This window comes from Brasilonema octagenarum UFV-OR1, from assembly GCF_963888615.1.
Lineage (GTDB): Bacteria > Cyanobacteriota > Cyanobacteriia > Cyanobacteriales > Nostocaceae > Brasilonema > Brasilonema sennae.
Window position 1 is genome coordinate 37,416 of the sequence record NZ_CAWPKW010000189.1, and the last position, 16,704, is coordinate 54,119.

Here is a 16,704-nt window from a genome sequence, read left to right on the forward strand (position 1 = left end):
ACGCATAAACAATAAGTAGATAGACTTATGAAATCTATTCAAGAGTTTTTGTCCTACCTCAGCGACTTAGATATAAAGTTCTCTGCTGATGGCGATCGCCTTTGCTGTAATGGTCCTAAGGGAACATTGACGCCAACCCTACGTAATCAGATAGCTGAGCGCAAAGCAGACATTTTGGCATTTCTACATAATGCTTATAATACTGAAAACTTAAGCACTGATTACCAACCGCTACCCACAATAGTACCCAATCCAGACGAACGGCATCAACCTTTTCCACTCACTGACGTTCAACAGGCTTACTGGATTGGTCGCAGTGGTGCTGTTGAACTGAGTAACGTAGCAACTCACGTATATGTGGAAATTGACATTGTCGATTTAGACCTAGAAAGATTTGAAAAAGCTTGGCAGTGGCTGATAGAACGCCACGATATGCTACGGACGATTGTGCGACCAGATGGACAACAGCAGATTTTGGAGAAAGTGCCTCCTTATAAAATTAAAAGTTTAGACTTGTGCGGGAAAGAGCCAGAAATAATTGCTTACCAGTTGAACCACATTCGTGAGCAAATGTCTCACCAAGTGCTACCCCCTCACCAGTGGCCTCTGTTTGAAATTCAAGCGTCTTTATTAAACGAGAATAAAACCAGAATTCACTTAAGTTTTGACTTATTGACGGCAGACTATTGGAGTATAGACTTAATTCTAAGAGAACTGGTAGAATTTATACACAATGCTGAGATTGTCTTTCCTGCTTTAGAACTCTCATTTCGGGATTATGTCTTAGCAGAAATTGGCTTACATGATTCACAACTATACCGTCGCTCACAAGAGTATTGGTTACATCGAATTCGCACCTTACCACCGTCTCCTGAACTACCTCTAGAAAAGAGCTTAACTACTGTCAAACACCCCCGTTTTGTAAGTCGTCGTGGAACACTAGATTCAGATACATGGGGTCGCCTCAAAAACAGGGCTAGCAAAGTGAATTTGACTCCTTCTGGACTGTTGTTAGCTGCTTTTGCCGAAATCTTAACCGTATGGAGTAAGAATCCTCAATTTACCATCAATTTAACGCTGTTCAATCGCCTGCCCCTGCATCCACAGGTAAATCAAATTTCTGGGGACTTTACTTCTTTGACTTTACTGTCAGTAGACAACTCCGGACAAGATTCTTTTGAAGTGCGAGCGCGGCGCATCCAAAAGCAGCTCTGGGATGACTTTGACCATCGTTATTTCAGTGGCGTGCAAGTTTTGCGCGAATTAGCTCGCACTCAAGAGCGGTTTTTAGGGGCGCTCATGCCAATTGTCTTTACCAGCACCCTAGTTCATAATGACTTAACCCGCGATACACCAAGTAAAAAACCTTCATCAATGGCTTGCCTGGGAGAAGTTGTTTACAGCGTCAGCCAAACACCGCAGGTTTATCTAGATCATCAGGTTTTTGAACATGACGGAGCTTTGGTTTTCAACTGGGATGCTGTAGAAGAACTCTTCCCAACGGGGCTCTTGGATGATATGTTTGCTGCTTACTCCAATTTCTTGGAGCGTCTATCCAATTCTCACGAACTGTGGCAAGTAACGACAAGAGAACTGCTACCACCAACACAGTTCAAGCAAATAGCAGCCATTAATGCTACCGAAACACCAGTCCTAGAAACTGTCCTATTGCATACCTTGTTTTTTGAGCGAGTGCTTTTGCACCCAGAACAAGCTGCTGTCATTACTTCCTGTCGCACGCTCACCTATCAAGAATTAAGTACTCGTGCTTGCCATATCGGGTATCAACTGCGACAATTGGGCGCTTGCCCCAACCAGCTGGTAGCTATTGTCATGGAAAAAGGGTGGGAGCAAGTTGTCGCAACCTTGGGCATCCTCGCCGCTGGAGCCGCTTATGTGCCTATCGATCCCGACCTGCCCAGCGAGCGTCTATCTTATCTTTTAAAACAAACGAAAGTTCAGTGGGTAATCACGCAATCGAAGCTAGACACTTCTCTAGAATGGCCAGAAAACGTCCTCCGTCTCTCAGTAGATATCTTAGAACCCCCTAACTCCTGTGAACCTCTGGAACCTGTACAGCAAGTTTCAGATTTAGCCTATGTCATTTTTACTTCTGGTTCCACTGGTTTGCCAAAAGGAGTGATGATTGACCATCGGGGTGCTGTTAATACTATCTTAGATATTAACCAGCGTTTTCATGTGCAACCAGAAGATCGGGTCATTGCCCTGTCGTCTCTCAGTTTTGATCTGTCTGTGTATGACATTTTTGGCACCTTGGCAGCCGGAGGAACGCTAATCGTTCCTGATGCATCAGCCACAAGAGATCCATCTTACTGGATGCAGTTGCTGGTAGAATATCAAATCACTATCTGGAACTCAGTACCAGCTTTGATGCAAATGCTGGTAGAGTATGCAAAAGGTCAGAAAATACTACCTAAATCGCTACGGTTGGTTATGTTAAGTGGGGATTGGCTACCTTTAACCTTACCTGGTCAAATTCAAAACTTATTTGGAAAGGTACAAGTTGTTAGTCTAGGAGGTGCCACAGAGGCATCGATCTGGTCAATTCTCTACCCCATTAACACAGTTGATCCTGCTTGGAAAAGTATTCCCTACGGTTGCCCGATGACCAACCAGCGCTTTTATGTGTTAAATAAAGCGCTAGAACCTTGCCCGGTATGGGTGCCAGGACAACTTTATATTGGTGGAATAGGACTCGCTAAAGGTTACTGGCAAGATGATTTGAAGACCCAAAGCAGCTTTATTATTCATCCTCGCACAGGAGAGCGGCTGTACAAGACAGGTGACTTGGGTCGTTATCTGCCTGATAGCAACATAGAGTTTCTGGGACGAGAAGACTTCCAGGTCAAAATCAATGGTTACCGCATTGAGCTAGGCGAGATTGAGGCGATGCTTGAGCAGCATCCCTTAGTTAATCATACCGTGGTAATGGCGGTGGGAGAGACACGAGAAAATAAACAATTGGTAGCATATATTGTTTCTGACTCACTCTCAAGCTCTCAAGCTCAGCCAGCTCCCGCTCAGCAGACAGCAGCGGTTTACGGTCTTCACCAAACGGATGGAGTGTTGAATGACCCAGTCAAGCGACTGGAATTTATGCTCAAGCAGCCTGGATTGCGATCGCTCGAACCCAATAGACTCTCTATCGAGTTGATTAAGCCGCAAATTGACGAGGCTTTGATCGAAACTTATGTGAAACGCCAAAGCCATCGACAATTTTTGGATACCCCAATTTCTCTTACCCAGCTCAGTGAACTTTTGAACTGTCTGCTACAAATCAAGCTCAATGGTTCCCCGTTGCCCAAGTACCGCTATCCATCTGCTGGCAGTCTTTACCCAGTGCAAACTTACATCTACATCAAACCTGGGCGAGTTGAAGGACTGGAAGCAGGTATTTACTATTACCATCCCGCAGACCACCGTTTAGTCTTACTTTCTCCTGAGGCTGAAATTGAACGTCGCATTTACACTGGGGTTAATCAAGCGATTTTCGATAAATCCGCCTTTTCGCTGTTTTTAATTGGACAACTGAGCGCAATTACCCCCATGTACGGGGAGTTAGCTAGAGACTTTTGTCTTTTGGAAGCAGGTTATATGAGCCAGTTGCTCATGAGCGCAGCATCGGCTAGCCAAATTGGACTTTGTCCCGTGGGCACTCTGGATTTTGCAGCGATCCAAAATTTCTTTGGGCTAGATTCCAATCAGATTCTGCTGCACAGCTTTTTAGGTGGGGGAATCGATCCTGAAAAAACCGCACAAGCGTTGCAGCCCAAAGCGACTCTGTCAATGGCTACCATTGACGATGAACTGCGGAGCTTTTTGCAAGGGAAATTACCAGATTACATGGTACCTGGGATTTATGTACCTCTTGATACCTTGCCGTTGACAGTAAATGGCAAAGTAGATCGTCGGGCTCTCCCTGCACCAACGCTGGTGCAGTCAAAGCTTGATTTGCTCGATGCGCCACCCCAAACTGAAGTGGAGCGCACCATAGCAGATATTGTACAAGCAGTGCTGCAAGTTGAGACAATCGGCATCCATAGCAACTTCTTTGAGTTGGGGGCAAATTCTATTCATATGGTTCAGATCCATAGCCAGATCAAAGAGACTTTGGGAAGAGACATCGCCATTGTGAAAATGTTCCAACACCCAACTATCAACTTTTTGGCTACGCACTTAAGTCAGGAAAATGTTGAGAAATCATATACGCAAATTCATGACCGAGCTTTGAAACAAAAAGAGGTCATAAGGCAACAAAGGCAGCTGATGGAGAAGAGAAAAAATGGATAGTGCAGTTAACTTTGATGCAATTGGAAGCATTGCCATCATTGGCATGAGTGGTCGATTTCCTGGAGCCAAAAATCTGGATGAGTTTTGGCAGAATCTGCGAGACGGGGTTGAATCTATTTCCTTTTTCTCTGAGCAAGAACTTATTGATGCTGGAATCGATCCGGCTATGGTCTGTCACCCTAACTATGTTAAAGCAGGAGCGGTTCTGGAAGACGTAGATTTGTTTGATGCTTCCTTCTTCGGTCTTAGCAACAGGGAAGCTTCTGTCATGGACCCTCAACACCGCCTGTTCATGGAGTGTGCTTGGGAAGCTTTAGAAAGTGCAGGCTACACCTCAGAAACCTATGATGGTAAAATTGGCGTTTACGCTGGTACAGTGATGAGCAGTTATTTGCTGTCCAATCTGTATCTAAACTTTGACCTGACAGGCGGAAACGACATTCTCCAAACCGTGATTGGGAATGATAAAGATTACTTGGCAACCCGCCTTTCCTATAAATTAAACTTAAAGGGACCGAGTATTACAGTTCAATCTTCTTGTTCTACATCATTAGTTGCCATTTGTCAAGCTTATCAAAGCTTACTAAATTACCAATGTGATATGGCTTTGGCGGGTGGCGTTTCCATCAGGGTACCTCTCAAGGCAGGCTATTTTTCTGAAAAAGGCAGTATATTTTCTCCCGACGGACATTGCCGAACATTTGATGCTCGCGCCCAAGGAACTATTTTTGGCAGCGGGCTTGGTGTTGTCGTGCTCAAACGGTTGGCAGATGCGATCGCTGATGGCGATGACATTCATGCTGTGATCAAAGGCTGCGCGATCAATAATGATGGAGCTTTGAAAGTTGGGTACACTGCACCTGGGTTAGATGGTCAGGCTGAGGTGATTGCAATGGCCCAGGCTCTGGCGGGGGTTGAGCCTGAGACCATTACTTATGTAGAAACCCACGGTACGGGAACTCCCATCGGTGACCCAATTGAGGTGGCAGCGCTCACCCAGGTGTTTAGAGCTAGTACCGAGAAAAAAGGCTTCTGTGCTCTTGGCTCTGTCAAAAGCAACTTTGGTCATTTGGAGGCGGCTGCGGGAGTGACAGGATTAATCAAGACTGTCTTAGCACTCAAACACAAGCTTATTCCCCCCAGCATAAATTTTGAAGAGCCTAATCCTCAGATTGATTTCGCAAGCAGTCCTTTCTATGTCAATACTAAACTAAAACAATGGCAGACAGATGGATTTCCCTGTCGAGCCGGAGTCAGCTCCTTTGGAATTGGAGGCACCAACGCCCATGTCGTGCTGGAAGAGGCACCCAAGCGGAACCCAAAACCCGTGGAGGTAGAGCGTCCTGTTCATCTTCTTTGCCTGTCAGCGAAAAACGAAAAGGCTTTGACAGAACTTGCTCAACGGTTTGAGAGCCACCTGGTGGCGAATCAATCCATATCACTGGGTGACCTCTGTTTTACGGCAAATACAGGGCGATCGCATTTTACCCACCGTCTAGCTGTAGTGGCTGAGTCTCCAGCAAAAATGCGCGAGCGGCTAGCTGCTTTTACTGCCCGTCAAGAAACATCTGGGGTGTTCAGTCAGCAAGTGCTGAGTTCGAGTCAGCCGAAAATAGCTTTCTTGTTCACAGGTCAAGGTTCCCAGTACGTAAACATGGGGCGTCAACTTTATGATACCCAAGCGACTTTCCGCAATATTCTTGACAAGTGTGATATAATACTACGACCTCTTCTGAAGCAGTCGCTGTTGTCAGTACTCTATCCAAAATCGGGTGTTACCTCGCTCCTAGATCAGACAGCGTACACTCAACCTGCACTATTTGCTTTGGAGTATGCTTTGGTCGAGTTGCTGCGGTCATGGGGTATAAAACCATCTGTCGTGATGGGTCACAGTTTAGGGGAATACGTCGCTGCTTGTGTAGCTGGGGTGTTCAGCTTGGAAGATGCGCTCAAGCTCGTCGTCGAACGCAGTTGCCTAATGCAGTCTTTACCACAGGATGGCGAGATGGCAGTGGTGTTTGCCTCCCATGCACAGGTGCTAGCAGCCGTTCAACCCTATGTTCAAGATGTAGCGATAGCAGCTGTTAACGGGCCACAAAATATCGTGATTTCTGGCAAGCGTGAGGCAGTCAATGAAGCGATCGCTACCCTACAAGCTCAAGGAGTCAAGACAAAAAATTTGAAGGTTTCTCATGCTTTCCATTCGCCCCTGATGCAGCCAATTCTGCCGACTTTTGAGCAGTTCACCAAGAAAATTACTTACTCATGCCCACATATAGACATCATTTCTAATCTCAGTGGGGAGATAGCCAGAAGGGAAATAGCCACGCCTGAATACTGGTGTAGTCATATACTGCAGACGGTGAAATTTGCTGATAGCATGGAAACTCTTGATCAACAAGGTTGTGAAATTTTCATAGAAATAGGTCCAAAACCAACTTTATTGGGAATGGGTCGTCAATGTTTACCAGAAGGAGTAGGAGTTTGGCTACCTAGTTTGCGTCAAGGACATTCGGATTGGCAGCAGATCCTGCAGAGTCTGGCAGAGCTATATGTACAGGGGGTAAAAGTTGATTGGTTTGGCTTTGAGCGGGACTATTCACGTTACCGTTTCCAACTGCCAACTTATCCGTGGCAGCGCTCCCGTTACTGGTTGGAAAAGGTTCATGAGAAACAGCAAGATCAAAAGTTAGACGTCTTGTACCTTTGGAAATCTGCATTATCAGCTGGTCATTATCAAAGCCAGCAGGGACCATTAGATTTAGCACTCCACACATACTCAACTAAACGACAATATTTAGAGCACTTGGCAACTGCATATATCACAGAAGCGCTTTTCCAGCTTGGTGCCTACAAACAACCTGGAGAAAGCCATTCTGCAGACAGTTTGATTCATCACTTCAAGATTTTATCAACTTACAGCCAACTTTTGTCCCGATGGCTGCATCAATTGGCAAATACTGGTATCTTGAAGCATCGGGGAGAGGAAATCTATGTTTGTGATTGCCCCCTGCCCAATTCTCAAGTGGATTTTCTTTTGAGTGAAGCTAGGAAGTTCTTCACAGACGATACCTTCTTACTCAATCATTTACAAAACTGTGGTCAACAGTTAGCAGACATCTTAACAGGTAAACAGGCCCCTTCAGAAACCCTGTTTCCTGGGGGTTCTTTCGACGTGGCTGAAAACTTTTATCAAAAATGGGCTGCAGCTCGTTACTTCAATGGTATTACCAGAAGTATTATTGAGTCGGTGTTAAAAGCTCTGTCACTACATAAGCACCTACGTATTCTAGAAATCGGGGCTGGAGTAGGGGGAACAACCGCATCCGTGCTGCCAATTCTGTCACCAGAAAAAACCATTTATCATTTCACTGATGTTTCAAAATTTTTGTTGATTCAAGCTAAGGAAAAATTCAAATCATACCCGTTTGTTCACTATGGTTTATTAGACATTGAGCAAAATCCCCAAAACTTTGGTTATGAATACCAAAGCTTTGACGTGGTTGTAGTCACCAATGTCCTATATGGTACACGTAACCTAGGAAAGACCATAGAGCATATTCTCTCTCTCCTTGCTCCTGGTGGCTTGCTCCTGCTTAATGAAGTCACGCACCATAGCTTTTGGTTGGAAATTTGCACGGGGCTGATGGAAAGTTGGCAGGGGTTTGACGATCCACTGCGACAAGGAAAACCACTACTTTCAGAAAAGCAGTGGGAAGAAGCTCTTTTATCTCATGGGTTTGAGAAGGTTAAAGCTTTTCCTGAACCTGGTTCTGTTGCAGAAATTTTGGGACAACATATACTGGTGGCTCAGGTACCAGTATATGTTGCACACCCAAACAACTCCACCATCCCTGCTATGGCAGATCAAAAATCCTCTACTTCATATACTGCCCTACATACACCCGAACCGAGCTTAATACGCAAGGAGCTGTTAGACGCATCGTCACAGGAGCGCCAACGTCTACTCAAATTTTATCTGGACAAACAGCTTGCCAAAGTGTTGGGACTGTCTGATTCTGCGCTGGATAAAAAACACTCTCTCAAAAATTTAGGATTAGACTCCCTCATGGCAATTGTTCTTAAGAACCGGATCGAAACCGATCTGGGGATAACTGTGCCCATAGAAAATTTCTTACAAGATATCAGCTTTGGTCAGCTAGCAATACAGATACTTGAGCAACTGACAGCGACACCTTCTACCTCTAACGCTGCTGAAAGTTCGGTACTAGAAACAGCCTTTAAGCATTCTGTTTTACTGTCCAAGTCACCACTAGTAGAGATTCAACCTATCGGTTCAAAATTACCTTTTGTCTGTGTACATCCGGGCGGTTTAGATGTTTCTATCTATGCCAATTTAGCACGTCACTTAACTCACGAACAACCGTTTTATACACTGCAACCACCAGAACTTGATAATTATCGAGACCTAAACAAGGAACTGCTTTCTTCTATTACTATTGAAGAGATAGCCGATCAGTGCATTGAAGCTTTAAAGAGTTTTCAGCCAAAAGGTCCTTATTTATTAGGAGGTTGGTCGCTGGGAGGTTGTGTAGCTTTCGAGATGGCTTATCAGCTATGCAAGCAAGGTGATGAAGTAGCTCTGCTTGCCTTGCTCGATGTTACCAATATAACTGACTTCCCCTTAGATGAGGATTGTGCATTGATATCCGGGTTTGCCAGTTACCTGGGAGCTCGCTATAATAGGGCGTTAACGCTTAGCAACGACAACCTTCAGAGGCTCGATTTAAATGAGCAATTGAGGCACGTCTTAAAGCAGTCCATCATGGCGGGCGTTTTGTCTCCAAATACCGATCTTTCTGAGATTCGTCATATTTTCCAAATTTACAAAGCCGGTGCTCAAACCTCCTTACGACGAGTGCAGAACTACAGACCACAGATATACCCAAACCGCATCACCCTATTTCAAGCTAGTGAAGCATTAGACGGGTTAAGTGGAGTTGTCCGCGAATCCATACTGAATCGGAGAAATTGGAGTCAACTTTCTACCAAACCGCTAGATTTACATGTTGTCCCTGGCAATCATTACACGATGTTAGTCGAACCCCACGTTCAGATTCTGGCACAAAAGTTAAAATTCTGCCTCGATCAAGTTGAGGCATCTGAAAAAAAATGAACGCAAATTTTCGGTATGTGCTATGCTAAACAATCAACTGATAGGAACTTGGCGACTAGTATCTTGTGAATACAGAGATACTGATGAGCAGGTAAGTTACCCATACGGTAAAGATGCAATTGGCTACCTCATTTACACTTCTGACGGATATATGTCTGCAACTCTCATGAGAGCCAACCGCTTCAAGTTTACATCTCAAGATATTGCAGCAGTAAGCATAGAGGAACAGGCAACAGCAGTTCAGACTTACCTCGCCTATTGCGGTAAGTATGAAATCCAGGCTAACAAAGTGATTCATCACATTGAAGCCAGCCTGTATCCTAACTTAGTTGGTGTAGACCAAGAACGCTTTTTTAAATTTAAAGGCAATAGGCTATTGTTCAGTACGCCTTCCTTTCCAATGAACGGTAAGCAGCAAGTTGCCCATATTGTTTGGGAGCGTCTCTCAAACGGTCAGTGTTAGGTTAATTGAGGAGTTGGCATTAGTGCATTTTCTGGAGGTAATGCTCCATTTTCTTCTTAAATTTCACAGGCTTGCGTCCCGACTCCCAGTTCCTGAGTTCTTCCAACAATTGGGCTGCAAGTTGTTCCCTTGTGCGATCGCTGCTCAGTGATATCCTGACATATTCAGTGCGAAGTTACTTGGTTTTTGGAAAAACCTGGTAGATGATCTCAGGCAGAAAATAACGCTATTTGAAGGGATGTTTGGAGTCAAGCAACGTAGACGTGCTCGTGATAGTTACACAACCCTAATGCGACTTAGATAAAAAGTAGCCGTAAAATAACCTCAAATCTATATATAGGGGGAGTTTGACATCGTTTTACCTAGTTTCTTGATATATCTGGGTTTCAGACATTTTTGAGTCTTTGGTGTATTTCCCTTGTCCTGCATAGGTTTGGGGCTTATTTCTGCCTCAAAAATGTTTAAGTCCCACTAAGAACTTTTACCAGACCGAAGTCAGTTTTTGCAACACAACCATTTCGAGGTATTATGGCACTTTCATACGTAAAAACCCCTTGGATCGTTTCTTCCAAGTACAATCCTCAAGCGGAACTACGTTTATTCTGTTTTCCCTATGCAGGCAGCAACGCTCTAATTTTTCGTTCCTGGGAAGATAATTTACCAATTATGGTTGAAGTCTGTCCTATCGAACTCCCTGGACGGGGTTCTCGATTGATGGAGGCTCCTTTCACTCAAGTTGTTCCCCTCGTTCAAGCATGCGCTCAAGCTCTTCTTCCATACTTGGACAAGCCATTCGCCTTTTTTGGTCACAGCTTGGGTGCACTGATCTGCTTTGAACTCGCTCACTTTCTCCGTAGAGAGTATGGTAAAACTCCAGTTCGCTTATTTGTATCTGCTCGCCAAGCACCTCATATTCCCGATCTATCACCCATGCACGCTTTGCCAGAATCAGCGTTTTTGCAGGAACTGCACCGTCTTAATGGTACGCCTAAGGAAATTCTGGAAAACCCTGAAATGATGCAGTTGTTTATTCCCATCCTGCGGGCAGATTTAATGCTTGATGAAGCCTATGTTTACACTACTAAACCAGCCTTAGAACTCCCAATTACTGTGTTCGGTGGCTTGCAGGACCCGGAAACTAGCCTTGATGACCTTAAAGCATGGCGCGAACATACGAATGCTTCTTTCTCAATAAAAATGTTTTCTGGCGACCACTTTTTCATCAACACAGCACAGCCGCTTTTACTTCAAGCTATTTCTCAAGAGCTTTAAAACTTAAACATTAACAAAAAGCTGATAGCGGGACTTAAACATTTTTGAAGCAGAAATAAGCCCCAAACCCATGCAGGACAAGGGAAATACACCAAAGGCTCAAAAATGCCTGAAACCCAAATATATCAACAAACTAGGTAAAACGATGTCAAATTCCCTCTATATATACATTTGAGGTTATTTTCTGGCTACTTTTTGTCTAAGTCCCAATAGGAAAACTAGGGTGTAAGTAAGTAGGCATGAAAAAACGGAAGTATGTAAAGAAAAGTAAAATTAATCAAAACCCTCTTCCCTTCTGCCCTCTGCCCTCTGCCTTGCCATAACGACAAATTTCTCCACCCACCTACTTATCTATAAAGATCTTAAACTTAGTTTTATTCATTATTGTCTTAAATCAATGAAAATGGGCAACGAGAGAATAGGACGTTGGGACAGCAATTTCGCAGATGATGCACTTGCTAAAAGACTTCATATATTCATTGTAAAGTAGCAAATTATATGAGTAAAACTAAAGTCGCTTTTTTATTCACTGGTCAAGGTTCCCAGTACATCGGCATGGGACGCCAACTCTATGAAACCCAACCGATATTTCGTCAAGCTTTAGATCTCTGTGACGAACTGCTGTACCCTGAATTGAAACAGCCGCTTTTATCGGTAATCTATCCAGATCCAGGAGTCACCTCACCCCTAGATGAGACTGCTTATACTCAGCCAGCTTTATTTGCCTTAGAGTATGCCCTAGCTCAGTTATGGCGTTCATGGGGAATAGAACCTGCTGTAGTCATGGGTCACAGCGTTGGAGAGTATGTAGCAGCTTGCATCGCTGGAGTTTTCAGCTTGGAAGATGGGCTGAAGCTGATAGCCCAACGAGGGCGACTGATGCAGACTTTGCCTCAAAGTGGCCAAATGGTGGCAGTATTTGCATCCGAGGCACAGGTAGCAACCGCTGTAGCTGCTTATAACGGACAGGTTTCAATTTCTGCAATTAACAGCCCAGAGAATATTGTGATTTCGGGTAGGCGCGAAGCGGTACAGTCAGTAGTATTAGCATTAGAAGCAGAGGGAATCGAAACTCGACGGTTGAAGGTATCACACGCTTTTCACTCTCCCTTGATGGAGCCAATACTGGATATTTTTGAGCAAATAGCAGCCAAAATTTTGGCCCAAACTGCAATCAAGGTAAATTATTCATCTCCGAATATTGGTCTGATTTCCAGCTTGACTGGGAAGCTGGTGACTGGAAAAGAGGTTGCTCAAGCAGAGTACTGGTGTCGTCATATCCGTGAGCCAGTCAGATTTTTAGCAGGTGTACAAGTTTTGCATGAGCAAAGGTATGAAATATTTGTAGAGATAGGTCCAGATCCTATGCTGTCAGAGATGGGTCGTCGATGTTTACCGTCAGGCAAGGGAATTTGGCTAGCTTCGTTACGGAAGGGGATCTCTGATTGGCAACAGCTTCTCCAAAGTTTAGGTGAGTTGTATATTCATGGTGTCGAGGTGGACTGGTGTGTATTCGACCGAGACTTCCCTCGCTGCTGTTTGGAAGTGACCGAAGAAAGAACTCAGGACTCAGAAGTCAGTAGTCAGAATAGGAATAAGTAAAAGGATGCAAGCCCCTAAATTTATTTATGGAAAGAAGAAAAAGAATTGTTTCAAGACACGTAGTGAGTCCAGCACTGCGGGAGGGTCTCCCTCCGCAGGTGACTGGCGAACCCGGAGGGTGCGATGAAACAAGGCGTCCGCACTTTAAATCCCCTAAATTTATTTATAGGGATGTATTCTGAGTTCTTCTTAAGCTATTTGAACAGGTGTTTAAGAGGATGTCTAAATTGCCGTATAACTACAGATTATGAAGCTTTACCTGTCAGTTCGGAAGCATTCATATATAAAGTTTCATGATACTAATTTTCCAGATGACTCGTTAAATTTTTTTACACCATGTACTTTAACACAATATCGAGATAAAATTATGTCCCAAATCAAAACTTTGATTCAGCCCCACGGGGGCAAACTCATCGACTGTCGTTTGCACGGACAAGAGGGTCAAATGAGCGTGTCGATGCTTGTCCATAACAATGTAAAATGATACTATGACTCAGACTGCCCCGAAATCTACAGAAGGTCATACTCCTGCTCCAGCGCAGCCCTCTAAGCAGCAGCGTCGCAAGAAACCGATTTCTTTGCTGTTGCCGATGCTGGTTTTTGCAAGCGGTGTTGGCTTTGCAGTCTGGCGTTTACAGCCGCAACCTGTAGCAGATGTCCTTAAGGTAAGCGGACGGATTGAGGGTTACGAAACGGAGATTGGAGTGAAGCGTTCGGGAAGAATTGAGTCAATTGCTGTGCGGGAAGGAGCAGCAGTGAAGAAGGGGCAAGAGTTAATCAGGTTGGATGACAGTAACGACCAACTGCTGCAAGAGCAACTGCGCGGAGCACAGGCAAGGGTAGTCTCTGCTCAGTCAGATGAACAGCAGGTACGCTCAGATGTAGAGGGAGTACAACGCGAAATTGAGCAAGTCGAAAGCCAAATTCGCGAAGCACAGCTAAATTTGCAGCAGTCGCAAGGCGATGCTCAAGGTCGGATTGACCAGGCTCGATCTAACGTAGCAGCTGCGAGGGCACAACTGTTACAGGCAGAGGCACAAGCAAAGCAGGCGGCGGCAGAAGTGAAGCTAGCAGGCATGAATCGCGAGCGCTACGCCAAACTGGTTAAAGAAGGAGCTATTAATCAACAGCAATTCGACCAGTCACAAACCACCTTCGATACAGCAGTAGCAACCCTAGAGGCACGACAGGCAGCTGTAAATGCCGCTCGCGAGCAGTTAAGCGCAGCAGTTGGGGGTTTGACCCAAGCAGAAACGACAGGTTTCAACCCCAGCATTCGCAACGCCCAGTTAGAAGGGCTCATGAGAAAGAAACAGCACAGCTATGCCCAACTAAAATCTGCTCAGGCGAAAGTGAAATCAGTCTCCGCGATGGTTAAAGATGCCACAGCATCAAAGCAGCAAATTATCACCCAGATTAAAGACTCAAAGAAAGACTTGAATGTCGTCAGTCCCCTAAATGGAGTTGTGACTGCTCGCAGTGTGGAACCGGGGGCGGTAGTCAGCAGCCAAACCAAGATTATGACGGTGGTTGACCCCAAGACAGTTTATCTTAGAGGTTTTATTCCTGAAGGGGATATTGGCAAAGTGCGCTTGGGACAGACAGTGAAAATCGCTCTGGATTCTGCTCCCAACAAACCCCTTAATGGCAAAGTAATTTCCATTGATCCGCAAGCCTCGTTTACGCCCGAAAATATTTACTTTCAAAAAGATAGGGTGAGACAAGTCGTCGGTATTCGCATCAATGTTGAGAATCCTGTTGGCTGTTTTAACCCTGATAATCCCTACGCAGGGGGAGATCTGGCCTGTGCCAAGATTGGTATGCCGGCGGATGCGGAAATATTGTTGAAGGGCGAAGTGGGAAGGGTAAAGGTAGAAAGCAGAAGGTAGAAGGGATGAAAGAACAAGTAACAATCAACACCCCAAACCTGCCCTCAACCCCTAGTTTTCCAACTGAAGCTATCCATGTTCGCGGCTTGCGCAAGCACTATGGTCGCTTAGCGGCTGTCCGCTTAATTGACTTCACAGTGCATAAAGGAGAGTTGTTTGGGCTGATTGGTCCCGACGGTGCCGGTAAGACCACCACCTTTCACATTTTGGGTGGTGTGATGGAGGCAACAGCTGGAGAAGTGCAAATATTTGGTCAGCTTCCACGCGATGCTCGCTCGATGACGGGGTATCTGACGCAGCAGTTTTCTTTATACTTGGATTTGAGCATTGATGAAAATTTGCGCTATGCGGCGGGATTGCGGCAAGTGTCAGAGGATTTACTGATGAAACGCCGCAATAAATACCTGCGCTTGATGAACCTGGAGCAGTTTGGCGATCGCTTAGCTGGGCAACTCTCAGGCGGTATGAAACAGAAGCTGGCACTTTGCTGTGCCCTCGTTTCTCAACCCCAAATCCTGTTACTAGATGAACCCACCATAGGTGTTGACCCAATTTCACGACGGGAGTTTTGGGATGTGCTAGCCGCACTGTCAGCAGAGGGCATGACAATTGTCGTCGCTACGCCCTACTTGGACGAAGCTGAACGCTGCCATCGTGTGGCATTGATGTATGATGGTCAAATTCAAGAGATAGGTACCCCTGCTTCCTTACGTGCCAGCTTAGGTTTACATCGCCTGGAAGTCCGCACAGCAAACCTGGAAATGACTGAACAAGTCCTATCAAGGAGCGCTCAAGCAAACATCGTCGATGTGCAAACATTTGGCGATCGCCTTGATGTCCTGGTCAAAAATGTTGCAGCAGGAGAAACCCAAGTACGCGAACTGCTGCAACAGCATCAGTTACCATCCCCCAGTATCGAGCGTACCGAACCCACCCTTGAAAACGTCTTTGTCAGCCGTCTGCGGCAGCAGGGGTCAGCACCGCAATTTTTCCAATTTCCGCGCTACAGAGGAGGGAGAGGGGGAAAAAGAGAGAGGGGGGAAGGGGGGGAAATGTTACAGCAACTCCCTCAGTCTCCCACTCCTCCACTCCCCCGCTCTTCCTCATCCATTGCCATCTATGCCCACAACCTTAGCCGCTCCTTTGGTAAATTCCAAGCCGTCAAAAGCGTCAATGTCGAAGTGCGTTACGGGGAAATTTTTGGACTTTTAGGCGCTAATGGGGCGGGAAAAACCACTACAATCAAAATGCTGTGTGGATTACTTCGAGCTAGTGGTGGTGAAATTTCCCTGGGCGGGGAAACAAGAAACCTACGTAACGCTGACTTACGGCGACGTATCGGCTACATGAGCCAGAAATTTACTCTTTACGATGACTTGACAATTCTAGAAAACCTAGAGTTTTACAGCGGTGTTTACGGTGTACCCCGCAAGCTACGCCGCGAAAAGATTGATTGGGTGATTGCCACCTGTGGGCTGTTAGGACAAGAACATATGCTCACTGGACAGCTACCTGGTGGTTGGAAGCAACGGGTTGCTTTTGGTGCTTCGGTAATGCACGAACCAGATATTTTGTTTCTTGATGAGCCAACATCAGGGGTAGACCCGCTTGCCCGTCGCCAGTTCTGGAAGTTGATTAATGACTTCGCCCGTAATGGTACGGCTATTTTAGTCACAACCCATTACCTCGAAGAAGCCGAACAGTGTAACTGCATGAGCTTTATGGTAGCGGGGGAAACCGTCGCCGAAGGCTCACCCAGTTTCATCAAAGCCTCGCAACCAGGACAACTCATAGAAATGATCGTTAACCAGAACCAAGCTGCCTCCAACCTGCTCAAACAATACCTCGAACCTTGGCGCGTCTCCATCTTTGCCAATAGCTTACACGTTGTCCTCGATAACTCCAATGAACAACTTCCCCAAATACTTAAGCTGCTAGAATCAACCAACCTCATCGTTCACTCCCTCCGCCCCATTCCTTTCTCCCTAGAAGATGCCTTCATCGGTATCGTACAACGCACATAAGATTAA

At 45.5% G+C, this 16,704-nt stretch carries 7 protein-coding genes; all 7 read left to right on the forward strand.

The window, feature by feature from the left end:
* The first annotated feature begins 27 nt into the window (after positions 1 to 27).
* The 7 genes from AC5590_RS13445 (at position 28) to AC5590_RS13475 (ending at position 16,698) form a co-directional block, all read left to right on the forward strand.
* Complete coding sequence (locus tag AC5590_RS13445) at positions 28 to 4,311, forward strand: non-ribosomal peptide synthetase (RefSeq protein ID WP_169264168.1); 4,284 nt, start codon at positions 28 to 30, stop codon at positions 4,309 to 4,311.
* The gene (locus tag AC5590_RS13450) at positions 4,304 to 9,448 is read left to right on the forward strand and encodes a type I polyketide synthase (RefSeq protein ID WP_169264169.1); all 5,145 of its coding nucleotides are present in this window, start codon (positions 4,304 to 4,306) and stop codon (positions 9,446 to 9,448) included. Before AC5590_RS13445 ends, AC5590_RS13450 begins: the two co-directional genes overlap by 8 nt.
* Positions 9,449 to 9,470: 22 nt before the next feature.
* Positions 9,471 to 9,911 carry a lipocalin-like domain-containing protein gene (locus tag AC5590_RS13455; protein ID WP_169264170.1) on the forward strand — a complete coding sequence of 147 codons (441 nt, stop codon included), beginning with the start codon at positions 9,471 to 9,473 and terminating at the stop codon, positions 9,909 to 9,911.
* 528 nt (positions 9,912 to 10,439) lie between these two features.
* Complete coding sequence (locus tag AC5590_RS13460; RefSeq protein WP_169264171.1) at positions 10,440 to 11,183, forward strand: thioesterase II family protein; 744 nt, start codon at positions 10,440 to 10,442, stop codon at positions 11,181 to 11,183.
* A 498-nt stretch (positions 11,184 to 11,681) separates the two neighbouring features.
* Positions 11,682 to 12,785, forward strand: coding sequence for an acyltransferase domain-containing protein (locus AC5590_RS13465; protein ID WP_169264172.1), 1,104 nt, complete (start codon positions 11,682 to 11,684; stop codon positions 12,783 to 12,785).
* 488 nt (positions 12,786 to 13,273) lie between these two features.
* Positions 13,274 to 14,674, forward strand: coding sequence for an HlyD family secretion protein (locus AC5590_RS13470; RefSeq protein ID WP_169264173.1), 1,401 nt, complete (start codon positions 13,274 to 13,276; stop codon positions 14,672 to 14,674).
* A 5-nt stretch (positions 14,675 to 14,679) separates the two neighbouring features.
* Positions 14,680 to 16,698 carry an ATP-binding cassette domain-containing protein gene (locus AC5590_RS13475; RefSeq protein WP_169264174.1) on the forward strand — a complete coding sequence of 673 codons (2,019 nt, stop codon included), beginning with the start codon at positions 14,680 to 14,682 and terminating at the stop codon, positions 16,696 to 16,698.
* Positions 16,699 to 16,704: the final 6 nt, after the last annotated feature.